This is a genomic window from Leucobacter sp. OH1287 (genome assembly GCF_003859945.1).
Taxonomy (GTDB): Bacteria; Actinomycetota; Actinomycetes; order Actinomycetales; family Microbacteriaceae; genus Canibacter.
The window spans coordinates 1-16,299 of sequence record NZ_RQYM01000003.1 but is presented as its reverse complement, the minus strand read 5'-3'; the positions used below and the strand labels follow the sequence as shown (position 1 = coordinate 16,299).

General features: G+C 59.1%; 14 protein-coding genes. 6 read left to right on the top strand and 8 right to left on the bottom strand.

Annotation, left to right across the window (positions count from 1 at the left end; all coding sequences use genetic code 11):
• Positions 1–296: 296 nt before the first annotated feature.
• Together EII30_RS02285 and EII30_RS02280 are read right to left on the bottom strand one after the other, a co-directional pair.
• A complete protein-coding gene (locus EII30_RS02285) occupies positions 297–1,250 on the bottom strand; it encodes a diacylglycerol kinase family protein (protein WP_158608636.1) in 954 nt (317 codons plus the stop codon).
• A 218-nt stretch (positions 1,251–1,468) separates the two neighbouring features.
• The gene (locus EII30_RS02280) at positions 1,469–2,182 is read right to left on the bottom strand and encodes a response regulator transcription factor (protein WP_124885722.1); all 714 of its coding nucleotides are present in this window, start codon (positions 2,180–2,182) and stop codon (positions 1,469–1,471) included.
• Positions 2,183–2,326: 144 nt separating this feature from the next.
• On the opposite strand from EII30_RS02280, the gene EII30_RS02275 reads away from it, so the two are divergent.
• Positions 2,327–2,914 (top strand): YqaJ viral recombinase family protein, encoded by a 588-nt coding sequence (locus EII30_RS02275; protein WP_124885721.1) that lies wholly within the window; start codon positions 2,327–2,329, stop codon positions 2,912–2,914.
• A gap of 35 nt (positions 2,915–2,949) precedes the next feature.
• Here EII30_RS02275 and EII30_RS02270 read toward each other — a convergent pair whose 3' ends face one another.
• On the bottom strand, positions 2,950–3,630 hold the full coding sequence (locus tag EII30_RS02270) for a PH domain-containing protein (protein ID WP_124885720.1): 681 nt from the start codon (positions 3,628–3,630) through the stop codon (positions 2,950–2,952).
• Positions 3,631–3,634: 4 nt separating this feature from the next.
• Positions 3,635–4,465 (bottom strand): biotin--[acetyl-CoA-carboxylase] ligase, encoded by an 831-nt coding sequence (locus EII30_RS02265; RefSeq protein WP_124885719.1) that lies wholly within the window; start codon positions 4,463–4,465, stop codon positions 3,635–3,637.
• A 52-nt stretch (positions 4,466–4,517) separates the two neighbouring features.
• On the opposite strand from EII30_RS02265, the gene EII30_RS02260 reads away from it, so the two are divergent.
• The 4 genes from EII30_RS02260 (at position 4,518) to EII30_RS02245 (ending at position 8,488) form a co-directional block, all read left to right on the top strand.
• Positions 4,518–6,098: an acyl-CoA carboxylase subunit beta gene (locus EII30_RS02260; RefSeq protein ID WP_124885718.1), complete on the top strand. Its 1,581-nt coding sequence runs from the start codon at positions 4,518–4,520 to the stop codon at positions 6,096–6,098.
• Positions 6,099–6,133: 35 nt separating this feature from the next.
• A complete protein-coding gene (locus EII30_RS02255) occupies positions 6,134–6,490 on the top strand; it encodes a hypothetical protein (RefSeq protein WP_233569245.1) in 357 nt (118 codons plus the stop codon).
• Between the two features lie 158 nt (positions 6,491–6,648).
• Positions 6,649–8,028 (top strand): hypothetical protein, encoded by a 1,380-nt coding sequence (locus EII30_RS02250; protein WP_124885717.1) that lies wholly within the window; start codon positions 6,649–6,651, stop codon positions 8,026–8,028.
• Between the two features lie 13 nt (positions 8,029–8,041).
• Complete coding sequence (locus EII30_RS02245; RefSeq protein ID WP_124885716.1) at positions 8,042–8,488, top strand: hypothetical protein; 447 nt, start codon at positions 8,042–8,044, stop codon at positions 8,486–8,488.
• 109 nt (positions 8,489–8,597) lie between these two features.
• Here the strand turns inward: EII30_RS02245 and EII30_RS02240 are convergent, their stop codons facing one another.
• The 4 genes from EII30_RS02240 to EII30_RS02220 form a co-directional block, all read right to left on the bottom strand.
• A complete protein-coding gene (locus EII30_RS02240) occupies positions 8,598–8,873 on the bottom strand; it encodes a hypothetical protein (RefSeq protein ID WP_124885715.1) in 276 nt (91 codons plus the stop codon).
• A 26-nt stretch (positions 8,874–8,899) separates the two neighbouring features.
• On the bottom strand, positions 8,900–13,270 hold the full coding sequence (locus EII30_RS02235; RefSeq protein WP_199731546.1) for an AAA family ATPase: 4,371 nt from the start codon (positions 13,268–13,270) through the stop codon (positions 8,900–8,902).
• Positions 13,271–13,344: 74 nt separating this feature from the next.
• Complete coding sequence (locus tag EII30_RS02225; protein ID WP_124885714.1) at positions 13,345–14,652, bottom strand: uracil-xanthine permease family protein; 1,308 nt, start codon at positions 14,650–14,652, stop codon at positions 13,345–13,347.
• A gap of 41 nt (positions 14,653–14,693) precedes the next feature.
• On the bottom strand, positions 14,694–15,512 hold the full coding sequence (locus tag EII30_RS02220) for a CYTH domain-containing protein (protein ID WP_124885713.1): 819 nt from the start codon (positions 15,510–15,512) through the stop codon (positions 14,694–14,696).
• A gap of 51 nt (positions 15,513–15,563) precedes the next feature.
• On the opposite strand from EII30_RS02220, the gene EII30_RS02215 reads away from it, so the two are divergent.
• The gene (locus tag EII30_RS02215; RefSeq protein WP_124885712.1) at positions 15,564–16,154 is read left to right on the top strand and encodes a hypothetical protein; all 591 of its coding nucleotides are present in this window, start codon (positions 15,564–15,566) and stop codon (positions 16,152–16,154) included.
• Positions 16,155–16,299 lie beyond the last annotated feature (145 nt).

The following is a 16,299-nucleotide window of genomic DNA, read 5'->3' as shown; positions in this document are numbered from 1 at the left end:
AGAGTCCCTCAAACAAAACAAAAAGCCCCGGCGCGCACGCACGGAGCTAGAAACTCATTTCGGAGTAAAACTCGTACCTGCGCAGGTCTGCTAAAAGCACGTTACGAAAGTTAAAACTTACTACCGGCGGTCTTTGGCCAGGTTCTATTCTGCCACGGATTCTCGCGTTTCGCAAATATCACGCCAAAACGCTCTCGCGGGGTGGATCCCGACAGCAACGCCCCGGCTAAGCGCCCGCCGATATAACCCCGCGAGTGGATCCGCGGAAGTGATACCCCGGGGGCGGGTTACACCCACTAAATCAACAACCGCAGGACACCGGGCGCAACCTCGGCGGTGTAGCCGCCAAAACCAACCAGGTCCCCGTCAACATAGACCGGCAGCTCAGCCGGGCCCGTGGCGGTGAGCTCGCGGATCCGCACCAGTTTAACCGGCGACAGCCACGGGTGCAGCCCCACGGTCGCGAGCGGAAACACGGCGCTCAAAAGCGCCCTGCTGATCCCCCGAATAATCACCGCATCCAGTTCACCATCGCCCGCGGCGGCGCCCGGCGCGAGCCTGATTCCGCCGCCAACAGCGGCCGTGTTGAGCAGCGAAACCAGCGTAAAACTACCGTCCAGGCTCGCTTTTCTGGCGGGTCCTTCGTAGCTGACGCGCATCCTCGTCGGTTTGAAGCGCGGGATTAAACGCACCAGCGAGGCGAGGTAGCGGGCTCCACCAAGCCAGGCGAATCGGGCGTTTGCGATCTCGTTAATCTGCGAGTCAAACCCGAAATTAACCGAGTTTGCCGCGTAAAACTGATGGTTTTCAACGCGCACCAGCAGTGCATCCGCTGCGGTTGTTACCGGCTCGGGTGTGGCGGCGAGCGCCCTGGCGATCCCGTTTATTGCTCGCGTGCCGCGGCGGATCCGCATCCCTCGCGCAAAATCGTTGCCGCTGCCGAGCGGCACAATACCGAGGGGTAAATCTGCTTTGATCGCGAGGTTTGCGCCGATGTTGACCATCCCGTCACCGCCGCAGACGATCACGGCGGCGATTCTGTCACCCTCTCGTTCAAGCAGCCGTTCCGCGTCGGCGATCAACGCGGTGCGGCTGGGGGCGGTGAGGACTTGGAAGGCGTAACGGCTGGTGAGCGCGGTGACCGAGGCGGTGATGGCGCCGACTGTGTCGCTGTGGTGATGCTGTTTGGAATTACGGTTACTGAGCACAAGCACAAGCTTTTGGTCTGACTCGGTATGGGACGCGCTCACCACACAAATATAACAAAATCCCTATGCTGACGCGCCAAAACCGCTGTTGCGGGGTGTTCAGGGGCGTGGATCCGTCTCGCTCCGGCGCCGTTTGGACGGATCCGCGCACCCGCCTAAACAAGCCAAAACACCTCGGTCAACAAGCTCAAACACCTCGGTAAACAAACCAAAACACCCCGGCGATTAACCGGGGTGCTGGATTATTGGGGTGTGGCCCGCTACTTCAGCATGTAGCCCACGCCGCGCACCGTGTGAATCATCTTTGGTTTGCCGGAGCCGTCGATTTTGCGTCGCAGATACGAGATGTAGAGCTCAACAACGGATGGTTTGCCGTTAAAGTCGTAGCTCCAGACTCGGTCCAGGATCTGCGCCTTTGAGAGCACACGGCGGGGATTACGCATCATGTAGCGCAGCAGTTCAAACTCGGTTGTGGTCAGCTCGATTGGTTCGCCGTCGCGCTCCACCTCGTAGCTGTCCTCGTTTAGGACAAGGTCGCCAACGCGCAGCACAGGGTCGGGCGTTGCCTCAACCACGACCTGTGAGCGCCTCACCAGACTGCGTAGCCTAGCAACAAGTTCCTCTAGGCTGAACGGTTTAGTGACGTAGTCGTCACCGCCAGCGGTTAAGCCTTTCACCCGGTCATCAACCGAATCGAGGGCGGTTAGGAAGAGCACTGGCACCAAGAAGCCCTCTGAGCGAAGACGTGAAAGCACCTGCATCCCATCAAAGTCGGGGAGCATAATATCTAGCACGATGACGTTGGGGTTGAAGTCTCGCACAAGGTCAAGAACTTCTGAGCCGCGCTCAGCAACCTCCACTTCCCATCCGTCATAGCGCAGTGCCATGGAAACGAGCGTGCTGATCGAGTCCTCATCATCGACCACCAGTGCCCGCAGTTTATCGCCGTTTACCTGTCTCAGTCCGTTGTCCATAAGTATTATTATGAATACACTAGCTATGAATAGGCTTACAAAGCGGTAGATTTTCGCATAAATTTTCATTTTTTCTCAGGAATTTCCGCGAATCGCTGTAATTTCGTGCCTTCAGGAAACGAAACTGACAAAATAGTTTGAGTTATGGCAAATTCTGTGTGGCAGCGTGTTATCTCCGACGGTTCTGATCGAGATCAGTGGCTGCAGGCGCGCGCCGGCGGTGTCACCGCAACCGATGTTGCGAAGCTTTCAAGCCTGAAGTCAATCCCCTCGGTTGCTAAACAGAAACTCAGCCCGCTGCAGTTCACCGGCAACTCCTTCACCGCCTACGGCAGACAGCGTGAACCGCTGATCGCTGACTGGGTGCAAACCCACTTCGGCATTAACCCCTCCAACGCACTGTTTTGTGCGGCAGAGAACCGCTTCCACCTGGCAACCCCCGACGGCATCGCCGAGGCTAGTGACGGATCGCTTGTGCTCGCCGAGATTAAAACCACCAACAAGGTGTGGAGCACCGTCCCACGCAACTATATGCGGCAGATTTTCTGGCAGCAGTATGTGCTGGGGGCGGATCGCACCCTCCTCGTCTGGGAGCAGCATCAGGACTTTGTTCCCACCGCCGCACCACAGTACAAGTGGATCGAGCGCGATGAGGAGCAGATCGAACAGCTTGTGTTCCTAGCCGACAAGCTCGTGGAGACGCTGCGCGAGATGACGCAGGGCCGCCGCTAACGCGACAGAGGCGCAGCTAACACGGCAGGGCAGCGCTACATACGGCGCCGAGCGGTGAAACCACCCCGCCCCTGCGGATCCGCCTGCTGAGCCTGCGGAGGCTGTGTATAGAAACCGGTATGTCTCGCGGGCCCGCTGCCGTAGTCGCCGCTGTAGCCCGCTGGGCCGTAACCGCCGGTGCCGTAGCCCGCTGCTCCGTAGCCGTTTGCGCTGTAGCAGCGTTCCAGCAGGAACTGCAGCAGCTCCGCCGTCTCTTTCGCCGCTGGCACGTCCAGCAGGTAGAGCGCCGGCTCGCCGCCCGCGACCGTCAGCTCAATATCGCCCGCGCCAACCAGTCGCTGCCCGAGTGAGCGGTGGCTGCTAATCGTGCGGAGTCTGGTCAGCGCAACCTCGCTGCGACTGCGCGTCATCAACCCCGACCGCACGATGACACGCTTAGTTGTGATGGTTGTGCGGGTCGCAAGCCAACTGAGCAGCGGCATAATCACCGCGAAGATTAGCGCCACGGCAACCAAAACCGCGATCAGGATGTTCAGCCACAGCTGTTCAAAAAAGCCGATGAAGTAGCCGCCGAGCCCGGCAAGCAGCAGCAGCGCAATCACGGGCAGCGCGAGTTTGCGACCGTGCGCGCGAAACCTGGTGACGATCTGTTCAGGAGTCTCTTGCTGCGGCGGATACGGGTATCCACCGGCGGGGCCAGACGACAAGAAACTCATAACCCTATTCTATTGCAGTTTCTGCCACCGGCCGCAGGTGCCACACATCGCCCGCGGCAACACTCGTTAAAAGCCCGTCACCGCCCTTAATTGTGAGTTCACCGGCGTCCCCGATCCCGGTTGCGGTGCCAATTACCGCTGTGCCATCGGGCAATTCTGCCCGCACACTCTGCCCGATTGTCTGCATGCGCTCGGTCACCGTTTGGTACAGCCGTGCAGGATCCGTCCGCGCCAGCGTGAACAGCCGCTTCAGCTCAGCAACATAGCTCGCGAGGATCGCATCGGCGAGCACAGTTCCTGGTGGATCCGCCACCGTCTGCCCCTGCTCGCTCACCGCCACCGCTGCCGCAACCCCGCTGGCTGTGAGCGAGGTTGCCTGCGGGGTTGGCAGATCCGCCTCGCCGATAAACAGGTTGATACCGGCACCCGCGATGATCCGCCCGTCTGGCAGCGTTTCGCAGAGAATGCCGCAGAGTTTTTTACCGTTGGCCGATCCGCCAACAGCCAGGATATCGTTTGGCCACTTCAGCGAAACCGGCAGCAGCGCTGTGAGGGAGTGTTGCAGCGCCGCACCAACCAGCAACGGCGCCCAGGAGGCAGCGATTTGGGTGCTCTCCCACTTCGGCAACAGCAGCGAGGTTGCAAGTGCCTGCCCAGCCGGGGTGACCCAGCTGCGCGTCAGCCGGCCGCGTCCCGCGGTTTGATTTGCCGTCACCACCAGGGTGTAATCGCTGAGATATGACTGGTTTGCAAGTTCCCGCAGTCGCGTGTTCGTTGACTCGGTTTCGGTCTCCCACAGCACACTGCACAATTTTGATGTCTCTACTAACTTCACAACACTAAGTTTATGCGCCTTGTTTTAAGTCTGCCAGGGTATTATTTAGGGCGTGACTGAACTAAACACAACCGCTGCAAGAATTGCTGACCACCGCCGTAAGTATCAAGAGGCGGTTGGTGATCGTGACGCTGCCGCCGCCGCTAAACAGCACGCGCGCGGCAAGCTGACTGCGCGGGAGCGCATTACCGAGCTTTTGGATCCGGGCTCGTTTGTTGAGTTCGACAAGTATGTTAGGCACCGGACTCACAGCTTCGGAATGGAGAAGTCACGTCCTTTTGGCGATGCCGTTATCACCGGTGCGGGTGAGATTCACGGCCGCCAGGTGGCGGTTTTTTCACAGGACTTCACAACCTTCGGTGGTTCACTCGGCGAGGTTGCCGGCGAGAAGATCGTGAAGGTTATGGAGTTCGCACTGAAAACCGGTGTGCCGGTTATCGGCATCCTCGACTCCGGCGGTGCGCGTATCCAAGAGGGTGTTGTGGCGCTCAGCAAATACGCTCAAATCTTTAAGCGAAACACCATGTGTTCGGGCGTTATTCCGCAAATCTCGATTGTTATGGGCCCCTCAGCTGGTGGCGCAGTGTACTCTCCGGCGCTCACCGACTTTGTGATTATGGTCGACAAGTCAAGCCACATGTTCGTTACCGGTCCTGACGTGATTAAAACCGTAACCGGCGAGGAGGTCGGGTTTGAGGAGCTGGGTGGTGGCCTAACCCACAACCAGACGAGCGGTGTTTCTCACTACCTCGCGAGTGACGAGCATGACGCACTCGACTACGCGAGGGCGTTAATCAGCTATCTGCCTGACAACAACCTGGCGGAGGCACCGATCTACGACACCGAGACGGCGCTGCAGATTACCGCTGAGGATCATAAACTCAACTCGGTTATCCCAGACAGCCCGAACCAGCCTTACGATATGAAGGTGATTATTGAGGCGATCCTCGATTCGGGTGAGTTCCTGGAGGTGCAGCCGCTGTTTGCGCCAAACATTCTGATCGGTTTCGGCCGTGTTGAGGGGCGCAGCGTTGGTATTATCGCAAACCAGCCAAACCAGATGGCCGGCACCTTAAACATTTATGCCTCCGAGAAGGCGGCACGGTTTGTGCGGTTCTGTGACTCGTTTAATATCCCGATTCTAACGCTTGTTGACGTGCCCGGTTATCTGCCCGGCACAGAGCAAGAATACAACGGCGTGATTCGTCGTGGCGCGAAACTGCTTTACGCTTACGCGGAGGCAACTGTTCCGCTTGTCACCATCATTACCCGCAAGGCATACGGCGGCGCTTACATTGTGATGGGTTCAAAGGAGATGGGCGCTGACTTCAATATCGCCTGGCCAACCGCCGAGATCGCGGTTATGGGTGGTCAGGGTGCTATCAACATTCTCTATCGTAAGGAGCTCGCCGCAGCCGCAGAGCGCGGAGAGGACGTTGATGCGCTACGTGCCGAGCTCGCCGCTAAATACGCTGCCGAGGTTACCAGCCCGTTCCTCGCTGCAGAGCGTGGTGAGATCGACAATGTGCTGGAGCCAGCTGGCACCAGGCTCGCAGTGATTAAGGCGCTGCGTGGTCTCCGCGGCAAGCGAGTCAGCGGTCCGGCTAAGAAACACGGTAATATTCCGCTTTAGGAATATACCGATTTTGGTTGTGTGAGGGGTTCGTTATGGCTGAGACTCAGAACGGCAGCGCAGGGCACGATGCTATCCCAGAGGTTAAAGATACTGCTGGGGCTCCAGCTACTGAGCAGGTGGTGGATCCGCAGGCGAGCAAACTACCGCCTGGCGCGCTGGCGCGCGACGAAGCCAGGCGTCAACTGATCGAAACCGATGACACCGTCTCCGGCGACGATTTTGTGTTCGTCACAAAACAGGTGAGTGCGACCGAGAAAGCGGCTGTGATTGCTGTTTTAACCGCTGAGCGCACCGAGGAGACCCAGCGGGTTAAACACGTTGAGCGGATCGAACGCGAGCCGTGGCGCAGGTCACAGCGCACTCCGCGTCGCATCGAGGATCTGCTCTAGTCCGTCTACTATTAAACTCTCAGAGATTTCTAAACTTAGCTATTTAGCATTGGTTGCACACTAACCGCTGCAGACAGGCAGCAACGCACCAGCAAGGGCAGCTAGACTGCTATCACCCCTCTCTATTGCACAAGTTAGCTATCTCACAGGAGAGAATCATGAGGAAGCAACTTACCCTCCCCGCCGCTGCTGCAGTTGCTCTGCTGGCAGCTGTTTTCACCACTTCGGCACAGAGCGCTACCGCGCACGATGAAACTAACTTACTTGACTCAACTAACGTAGAGTCTCAAATTGCAGGGACTCCAGCAGCCACTCTGTCGGGGCATGAGGTTATGGATCCCGTACTTGGCGAGAAAGCTAAAGAAGCGCAATTCTTGGCTCAACAGGCTGACCCAAACCACGTCAACCCGCTAGCGGCCACAGCAACACCGCTTTCTGCTCTCGGCCTGCAAGTTAATCAAAAGCTAGCTGACATTACCGAGCGTTACTCAGACGTTCACGCGAGAACGTTCGCTAACGAGGAAGCCGGGGTTTATGAGCTGAGTTACCTACAAACTGCTGACAAAGACCGGGTAGCCGGATACATGGGTGAAATAAACGAACTGTTTGCCGCTAACGGCGCTGAGGTAGTTTATAATCCAGCCACGTACACACTCGCCCACAATACTGCGGTCTTTGATAAGGTACTTGACTACCTATCATCGTCCGACAGCCCGGTTCCCGTTAAGTCGCTCAGCGGAGCACCAGACTTCCTCGGTGACGGTGTTATCAGGATTGGCATTGAGAGCGATACTGACAGCGCTGCTGTTAAAGCCCTGTCCGACAAACTGTCGGAATTATTCAACGCTCAAATTTCGATTACTGTCAGTGATGAACCTGTGTTTGTAACAGAGTCTAGAACTCATGACACCAACCCTTTTAGCCCTGGTGCACGAATCTACGACGGTTCGGGCACCCCTCAATGCACGCTTGGTTTTGGCTGGAGAAAGTGGAGTAACAACAGATTGTACAACTCTACTGCTGCCCATTGTTGGTCACAAACTGGTATTAACAATTTTTACAACAACGGAACCTTACTTGGAACGAGATATACGACCAGTGTTACTGACGATGCCATGCTCTTGACACCTCCTGCAGGCATTGAACCGTCAACCTATGTGTTGGTTGGCCCACCAAATAGCAGCACAATCTATCCATTACGCGGAGCTTCGGTCTTAAGTGTCGGCAACGCTGTTGGCTTTAGTGGTGCTACAACAGGAACTCATGTCACCTCTGTAGCATCATTGAATGCAGCGGGGAGTTATACATCACCATACGTAGGTAAGGTAACAGTTCGCGGCTTGACCGCAACTTGGTCTAGGAGCACGGACGGAGGGGATTCTGGTGGGATATGGATAACTTCCGATGAGTATAATAACGCCTATGCTCACGGCATGCATTACGGCAGGGGAAAGATCCCTGGAATTGGCTGGTACTCTTCTTTCGTCGATGTAAACCGAATCTCTAGGGCTCTCCAAGCAACAATTTACATACAATAAGGAGGCATTCGGCATGCTCAGCAAGTGGCAAAATCGTAGTTTTCTCAAGGTTGCTGTCGTGCTCACTGTGGTCGGTTGGATTGCCGTTGGCTGTTCAGCAACCCCGGGTGCAGTATCTGAGGATAAAGAGCTAGCAGAGTTCTGGGTTTCTGAGGATTATCCGCAATTGTTCTTGCGCTTAGTAGACGAAGGTGGCGAACAATATTATGCTTATTCGCCGTGTACTACCACTGGCTTATGGAGCAGAAAAGGAGACATAATTGACCTGCATTCCCAGGGCAGAACAGATATATATGTTGCAAACTGCCCCGACGATTTTAGCGAGGCATCGCTCTATATAAATTCCATGATGCTACTGCCTGACGGTAAGGCGGAGCTGGTTAGCGAGGAGACAGGGGAAAAATTCATCTTCAAAGAGTCAACAGAAGAGGAATGGACTAAGTCGAACAAACTTCCTTAACACTCCCCCCGACAGAGTCGCTTGGGTGCCCGACTGTTTGGTCACCCAAGCGGTTTCTGTTTACCCGCTGCGCAGGGGAAACTCTAGCCTGTCGGCGCCGTTGAGCGAGTTAGGTTTTACCCCAGTGCGGCGGAACATCCTGAATTAGCCGCTGCTCATCAGGGGTTAGCTCCCGACGAGGTTTACTCGTGCGTCTTGCACGCTGCTTCGCTGTTCCCCCAACTGTTCGAGAGACGGTGTCAGGTGTGGTGGTGTGTGAAGCGTCCACACCCTTCACCGTCTCGTCGAAAATATTGCTCGCTGGTTCAGCAGTTTCAGTAACCTCACTGCAGCGGCGCACTCTCCGAGCACCAAGCCGCTGCAGCCGGCCACTATCACTTGTCACGAGTCTCCTCAGTGCCGTCCCCTGCATCAGCAACAATCGGCATCAGCACCGGCAGCTGCGGCATCCTCAGCCTCAGCACTGGCTCGGGTGTCAGCGTTCGAGCCAGCCTGTTTCGCCTTAGCCGCCGCTTTAGCGCGATACTGTTTCCGCACCCGCTCATCAACCGGCACGGTCTCATCAGCACCCGCAGCAGCGCGATCCACCTCAACATGTCGAGTCTCGTTAGCAGCAGCGTCGGCGGAATCAGCAGGGTCACCCACGCCAGCCGCGTCTACGCTGTTGGGTTCGTAGCCGACAATGCGGGCGATCCGCAAAGCCACCTCGCCCGGGTCAGCGAACAGGTCGAAGCTCTGCACCCGCTGGTAGTGCCAGCCGAGGCGGCGCAGCACAGCCGGCCGCAGCCGCAGGGTGTGGCGCAGGCTGTCATCTTCGCCGCTAAAGTCAATATCCACGGCAACAGCGCGATCGCCATAAGAGGCGGCGAGCGGGATGGCGCCGCCGTAGTTGAGCGCGGTTGTCAGACCGAGCGCGGTCAGGCGTTCAGCCAGTTCACCGACCATCGCCTCCTGCTCCTCGGGCAGCACCTCCGGCAGCACCTCGGGACTGTCGGCGGCGAGCACCGCGGACAGCTCGGCAACGCCGTGCTCAATCCGTGTCTGGTCGAGGTGTTCTGGCCTGAAGCAGCTGACAATAGTCATCGCCCGGCGCGCGCGGGTCATGGCGACCGCGATTAGTCGCTCACCACCCGGCTCGCTCAGCGCACCAAAGTTTGAGAGCACTCGACCGTGCGGAGTGCGTCCATACCCGATGGAGAATATAACCCGGTCACGGCTTAAAGCGGTGGCTTCTTCGAGGGTTACAACAACAAACGGTTCCGCGTGCTCACCGAGTAGGAAGTTCCGCAGATCCTGTCGTTTCGCAAACGCCGCAAGCACTGACTGCCAGACACGAACCGCGTGTTTGTGGCTCGCGGTGATAACCATCAGTGACTCGTTTGGCCGCTCGGTTGCGTGCTCCAAAACCAGTCGGATAACGCGCTCCACCTCGGCGTCGGTGCTTTCTACGGCGCCGGTGCTGTGATCCACAACCCCCTGCCCGGCACGCACAAACTCGTAGCTGAGGCTTGACCTGCCAAGGAAGGTGCCCGCCCACGGCAGCGATTTAATCTTGCCGTCGTAGAAACGAGTGTTAACCAGGTGGGTGAGGTCGGCGCCGCCAGCACGGTAGCTGTGGGTGAGCTGTAGCTCCGGCAGCACGTCGGTGAGGGCCGCATAAACGCTCTTGAGCTTTGATGGATCCGCCTGCTTAACCGGCTTGGGCAGGTCTGCGACCGTGCGCACCGCTGAAACCGGTTCCGCTTTCTTGTCACGCGGCTTCGCCGGGCCTGAGGCGTGCGGATCCAGCACCGCAACCTCGAATGGCGCGGGATGCTGAATAACCGGGTCACCGAAGGCAACAACCTGCCGTGCGCGACGGAGCGCCGGAGCTGCCTCGGCGGTGCTGATCGCGGCGGCGTCAACCAACAGCACCGCGTCAAACTTTAGGTGGCGAGGCATCAGCGGCACCTCGTACGGGCTCATCGCCCACACCGGCGCGAGCGTGTTCACCAGGTTTGGTGCAACCTGGAACAGTGCCTCCGGGCTAGGCGTGCCAGCCCGCAGCAGGTCACGCAGCGCCTGCGCCTCAGCGCGACTGTCGAGGATCGCAACCCGCCAAGCGTCAGCGAGCTGGGCTGCGAGCACTGTGCCGTTGGCGCCAGCGTGTGCGTCATCGACGAGCCTAAAATCAGATTCGAGCCGCTCAATCACAGGCATGTTGGCGGCGAGCAGCGCCTTATTGTGTTGCAGCAGCGACTCTAGCGCGGTCTGCCACCACGCCTGTTCAAGCTCCGGACCGACCTGATCCGCCGAAACATGCCGGTTCGACAGGTCCGCGAGCAGTGCTTCCAGGTCTGCCTCACGCAGCCGCTCAATAATGCTGGTGCGCTCCTGAATATTCTGCAAAACCTCTGACTCTTCGGCGAGCGCGGCGATTCGGCTGTTCAACTCCGGCAACGGCAGATTACGCATCGGCTGCTCATCAACCGTCACGTCGAGGGTTTTATCGAGCGCCTCAATATCATCAAACAGCGCCTTGAACTGGGTTGTTACCTCTTCCAGCCCGATCGGGATTTCGGGTCGGGTGCCGGCGACAGTGCAGTATCTGTGCCACAGCACACGCTGCTGCTGAATCTGCATCAGCCGGGAATACATGTCGTCAATCTGCACGCCCGGGCGGACATACTCGCGCGCGAGTTTCTTTAGGCGGCGACGATTCGCTGACGACATGGTGTCACTGGCCGACCGTGGCGCGTGCGCCGCAATCACCTCGGTCAGTGACCGGTCGTAAACCTCGGGGTTGAAACGGTCGAGGGTTTCACGAATACCGCCGAGCAGTCGCAGATAGACACCCAGTTCCGCAATCGTTTCAAACGGCCTGAGTGAGGTTTGCTCAATCAGTTCTCCGGCGCTGGTAATCAGCCGCTGCAGTTTCGTTTCAGCAACATCAACCGCCCGAGCGTAAGCAACCCGCGCCTCCTCGGTTGTGTTGAAGGTGACCCCGTACCAGGGCGAATCGTCCGGCCCGTACTGGAACTGCCCGAGCCTAGCAACCTCGGTGAGCAGCTGCGCAATATCACTGCGGTCAATCGCGAGTGACAGCAGCGCTTTCTCGCTTAATCGCACGGTTGTCTGGGGCGGATCCGCAAGCAACGACAGCTTCACCAGCTCGCGCAGCGCCTGAATCGGCGAGATCCCTAACCTATCATCGGTTTTATCAAGCGCCTCCCGATAATCAAGCAGCACACTGCGCAGTCGCACCAGCGCCTGATCAATCTCGCTGCTAAGCCGATTATGGCTCTGTTCGTTGCGACGGATCGCCTCAACCAGGCTGCGACGCAGGCCGTTTGGGGTGACAGCGAGGCCGGGCAGTCCGATCCGCGCGAGTCGGTAAGAGATCCCCTCGATTGTGGCGTGCCGTGGCGAGACAACGAGCACACGCTTGCCGGAGCGCACAAGTTCCCCGATCGCGTTCACTACGGTCTGAGTGCCACCGGTTCCCGGCAGTGTGCGCACCGTCAGTGAGTGGCCGGCGTTGATCTGGGTTAAAACATCGTCCTGCTCTGCGTCGGTGTCGTAGAGCACCCGGTCGGTTTCGGGGGTGCGCTTGTTGAGTGGCACACCGTCAACCGGGTGGTAGCTTTCGCGCAGCAGCGCGCGGGACTCGCTGCTGCCTGCAACCGCGTTGAGCAGCGGGGTGTCGAGATCCACCAGGTCACTGAGCATGCTGTGTGAGATACCGGCGAAGGTTGAAACAACCAGTCGCGGTTGCACGCTGAAGTCGGCGACGCCAGCGGCCATGTAGCGGAGACGGTCGATAACCGGCTGAGGTTTGAAGACGCCCTCCGCCTGTGAGAGTTGCAGCAGCGCGCGGGCGTCAACGGTTATGCCGAACTGTTCGCGCAGTGCCCGCACCAGGTCGGGGTTGACGAAGCCGCCGTTTTTTAGTTTCAGTTCGAAGTCGCGGCCGTAGCGGCGCAGCGCGAGCGGCCTGAGCAGCACGGGCGCGCAGAAACTGTCGCCCTCAAACTCCCAGGTTGCGATGCCCACGCCGAGGTAGGTGGTTTCAAGCCCGCGCACGTTACGCAGCTCGGTTGCTTTGTCGGTGACGCGGGCGGCGGCAACTTTTGCGTGCCGCAGTGCCTGGTCGTCGCGGATCAGCGCCGAGAGCAGAATCTTTTGACCGGTAATAAACTGGGCGAGGCCGCCGGGGTGGGTGGTTGATAGGTCCACCCGGTTGCGCAGTCTGTCATCAAAGTGCAGCAGCGGGTTGCGGCCGCCGATGTTTCGCAGCTCTTTCGCCCAGGCTGCGTGCGCCGCCTTGACGTTTGCCGCGTCGTGTGCGGCCGCCTGCGCCTGAGCGTCCGCAACAACGTCGTCGGTGACAACCTCGTCGCTCGCGGAAACACCGTTCCGACGGCCGCCAGAGCCCGAGCCCGATCCGCCGCCGAAGCCGGAGCCCGAACCGCCGGAGCCGGAGCCGCCCGAGCCCGAGCCGGAGCCCGAACCCGCGCCCGCTGAGCCGTGTGGGGAGCCCGCAGGACGCGCACCCGCGCGATCCGCTGAATCATCTGTGGAGTTGTCACCGCTGGTGTCGTCGTAACCGGCTGCGCCGCCGGAGTGACGGGACGCGGAGTCAGCGCGACTAACCGGCTCGGTCGGCTGGTATCCGTCCGCTAACCGGTCACGCACATCCGAGTGTGCCTGCGTCGCAATCTGATCCTGGTCGGCATGCTCTGCCCGAGCGGCCGCCTCGGCTGCTTTCTTTTTTGCGTTCTTACGCCAATCTACACTCCACACACCGTCAGACTACGCGACCTTTGGTGAATTTGCGATGATAATTGCCGGAGTTTCAGACACTAGCCAGGGGTTTTTCAGGCTTCAGACGAACCGCGCAGCTTCTGAATTACCCGCATCAGATGGTAAACAGCGATCGCCGCAACCGATCCGAGCGCGATGCCGTTGAAGTGCAGGTCGCCTGACACAATCAGGAAATCGGCGATACCGACGATCAGCGCAACCGCTGCCGAAAACTGGTTAATCGGTTTATTAAAATCAACCCGGTTGTCGATCCAGATTTTCACACCGATCAAACCGATAAGACCATAGAGGGCCACGGTGACGCCGCCGAGCACTCCGGGCGGAATCGAGTTAATCACCGCCCCGATCTTTGGCGAGAAGCTCAAAAGCAGCGCGGCAATTCCGGCGACCCAGTAGGCGGCGGTTGAAAACACCCGGGTCGCAGCCATAACGCCGATGTTCTCGCCGTATGTTGTGGTGCCGGATCCACCCCCGAAACCGGCGAGCATGGTGCTCAGGCCGTCAGCAAACAGGGCGCGGCCGGTGAGCGGATCCAGATCCCGCCCGAGCATCAGACCAACGCTTTTAACGTGCCCAACATTCTCGGCGATGAGCACCAAAACCACCGGTAGGAAGGCGGGCAGAAGCCCCCACAGCGCGGGTGTCTCGAAGGGGTTGCCCATCAGGTGGAACTCTGGCAGGCCGAACCAGGCGGCCTCCTCAATCGCTTTCGTGTTAACCAGCGGATCCTCCCCCGCCGGCACCAGCAGGTTGCCAACAAGCGCCGCAATGTAGCCCACCATAACGCCGAGCACAATGGCTAAACGCCCGATCAGACCCTTGAAAACAACGGTGATGACGAGGATCGAGGTGATTGTGATGAGGCCGATAATCGGCTGCAGGCTGAAGTTGGTTTTTACCGCTGGCGCGAGGTTAAAACCGATCAGCGCGACAATTGCACCCATAACGACTGGCGGCATGAGGGCGTTGATCCACCCCGCGCCAAAGAAGTGCACAACCAGGCCGACCGCGAACAGCAGCAGACCGGTTGCGAACAGGCCGAAGCTTGCCGCCGAGAGGTCCCCGTGCGCGGCGGTTGCAACACCGATCGGCGCAATAAACGCGAACGACGAACCGAGGTAGCTGGGGAGCCGGTTGCCGGTTATCAGCAGGAACAGCAGCGTCCCGAGGCCGGAGAAGAACAGTGTCGCGGTCGGTGAAAAACCGGTGATGATCGGGACGAGGAAGGTTGCGCCGAACATCGCCACAACGTGCTGGGCGCCGAACCCGATGGTGCGACCCCAGGTGAGCCGCTCTTCGGGGAGCACAATCGCCCCGGGCTCAATAGTTTTGCCGTTACCGTGCTTTTGCCAGAGCGCCATGTTTTCCTTTGCTGTGTTATCGCCGCCCGACCCAAAACGGGTTAGCCGCGCATATTTCGAACCCGTTCGATTATAGTGCGGATCCGGTCAATTCGCGGGTCTCCCGGGCTCTCCGCCTGCAAAATATCGGCTGTTTCCAGCAGCGTCAGCGCCGCAATGGTCGCGGGCGGTGCCGATTTTTTTAACGCCCCCGGCAGCAGCGCCCCAACCGCGCGCGCAATCTTCGAGTCGGCGAGCGACGGCGTTGCCCCCGCCTCAATCAGCAGCCCGTCAAGGGTTTTCAGCAGATGCTCCGACACCTCACCGGTTTCGGTTTCAACCAGCTCCGCCTCCCACTCACGCCAGACGCGTTTAATGCCGGTGCTGTTGTCAACGGTGCTCACCTGGTCGTCACAGATTTCGGCGACGATTCGCCCGGTACTGTCGCTGATCCGATGCACGGTTCGCGTGGTTTTAATCGCGGCGATAATCTCCAACCGCGTGGATGCCTCGCTAATAATCTCGTCAACCGTCGCGCTCACGCCCGCCGGCAGCTCCTCCTCATACGGCCAGGTGGTTTCGTGCTGGGTGCGCGCGTCAACCCGCCGTTTCAGGTGCCATCCCTCGTCGGCGCCGCCGCTGCGCAGTCTGAGCGCGATCCCGTTCTTCGCGAGTTCCCGCTGGGGTGTGTCGTAGTAGTGCGCCGCGAGCTCATAAACGCTGCTGCTGTGGTGTTTCAGGCCTGTTTCGGTGGATCCGCCCACCCGCTCGATCTCTGTCTCGCTGTCTGCACCGCTCAGCGTGACAGGAAGTTTGATGTCAGCTCTGACCTCGTACTTGAGTTCTGTCTCCAAATGACTGGTTGCAACCATTTCGTTCATACTAATAAGCCTAAAGCCTGCTGCTGTGGTTTTGCGACTAATATATTTTTTATGTGTCAGAGTGTCAGCTCGGAAGCGGGCGCGGGAGGTGCCTCAGAGGCGGTGTCTAATACCGTTGCCAGCGCTGTGTCTGACGCTGTCGCCAGCGCTGTGTCTGATGCCGTGCGCCTGCTGACCGGCGCTGATATCCCGCGGGAGCAGCTCGCCTCCCTCACCCCGGAACGCCGCCGCCTGTTTGTGCGGATCGCACCAAAGTTCACCGAGATTGCCCCGGTTTGGCGGGTCGGCTGCCTGCTGATTGCCGCGGACGGCAGGGTGTGGGCGACCGCGAAAACCACCCGCGCTGCCAAACGTGAACGGCTGGGCATCCAGTCGGTTGACCAGGAGCTGCGCCGCGATCTTGCCGGTTTCGCGTTCAAAAGCGGTTTCGCGCAGGGAACCCAGGTGAACTACGATGCGCCGCTGCTGTTTGATCCAGCGCAGCAGCCAGCGTTGCAGGTGCCTAGTGGGGAGCCGTCGCGGCTGGTGATTGTTGACGGCACTGTGCGGGTGCTTTGGAACCCGAGCGCCGCCGCAGCAACCGCGCCGCAGCTTAAAGACTATTTGCGTGAGCGGATCGAGCTAATCACCGAGTTTAAGTAGCTTCACCGCCCCGGTCGGCGGTGCCTGGTTTGGCTGGCTTCGCCGGCCCCACTGGTTGGCGTCCGGTCCACCACAAATACACACCAGCAGCCACAACACCCCCACCAAGCACAACAACCCACCAAGGAAACTCCGGCAACTCAGA

What these genes read in the sequence shown, in the direction of transcription:
- EII30_RS02280 (WP_124885722.1), bottom strand. Translation starts at nt 2,182, where the DNA reads ATGGACAACGGACTGAGACAGGTAAACGGCGATAAACTGCGGGCACTG.
- EII30_RS02275 (WP_124885721.1), top strand. Translation starts at nt 2,327, where the DNA reads ATGGCAAATTCTGTGTGGCAGCGTGTTATCTCCGACGGTTCTGATCGA.
- EII30_RS02270 (WP_124885720.1), bottom strand. Translation starts at nt 3,630, where the DNA reads ATGAGTTTCTTGTCGTCTGGCCCCGCCGGTGGATACCCGTATCCGCCG.
- EII30_RS02255 (WP_233569245.1), top strand. Translation starts at nt 6,134, where the DNA reads ATGGCTGAGACTCAGAACGGCAGCGCAGGGCACGATGCTATCCCAGAG.
- EII30_RS02250 (WP_124885717.1), top strand. Translation starts at nt 6,649, where the DNA reads ATGAGGAAGCAACTTACCCTCCCCGCCGCTGCTGCAGTTGCTCTGCTG.
- EII30_RS02245 (WP_124885716.1), top strand. Translation starts at nt 8,042, where the DNA reads ATGCTCAGCAAGTGGCAAAATCGTAGTTTTCTCAAGGTTGCTGTCGTG.
- EII30_RS02225 (WP_124885714.1), bottom strand. Translation starts at nt 14,652, where the DNA reads ATGGCGCTCTGGCAAAAGCACGGTAACGGCAAAACTATTGAGCCCGGG.
- EII30_RS02220 (WP_124885713.1), bottom strand. Translation starts at nt 15,512, where the DNA reads ATGAACGAAATGGTTGCAACCAGTCATTTGGAGACAGAACTCAAGTAC.
- EII30_RS02215 (WP_124885712.1), top strand. Translation starts at nt 15,564, where the DNA reads ATGTGTCAGAGTGTCAGCTCGGAAGCGGGCGCGGGAGGTGCCTCAGAG.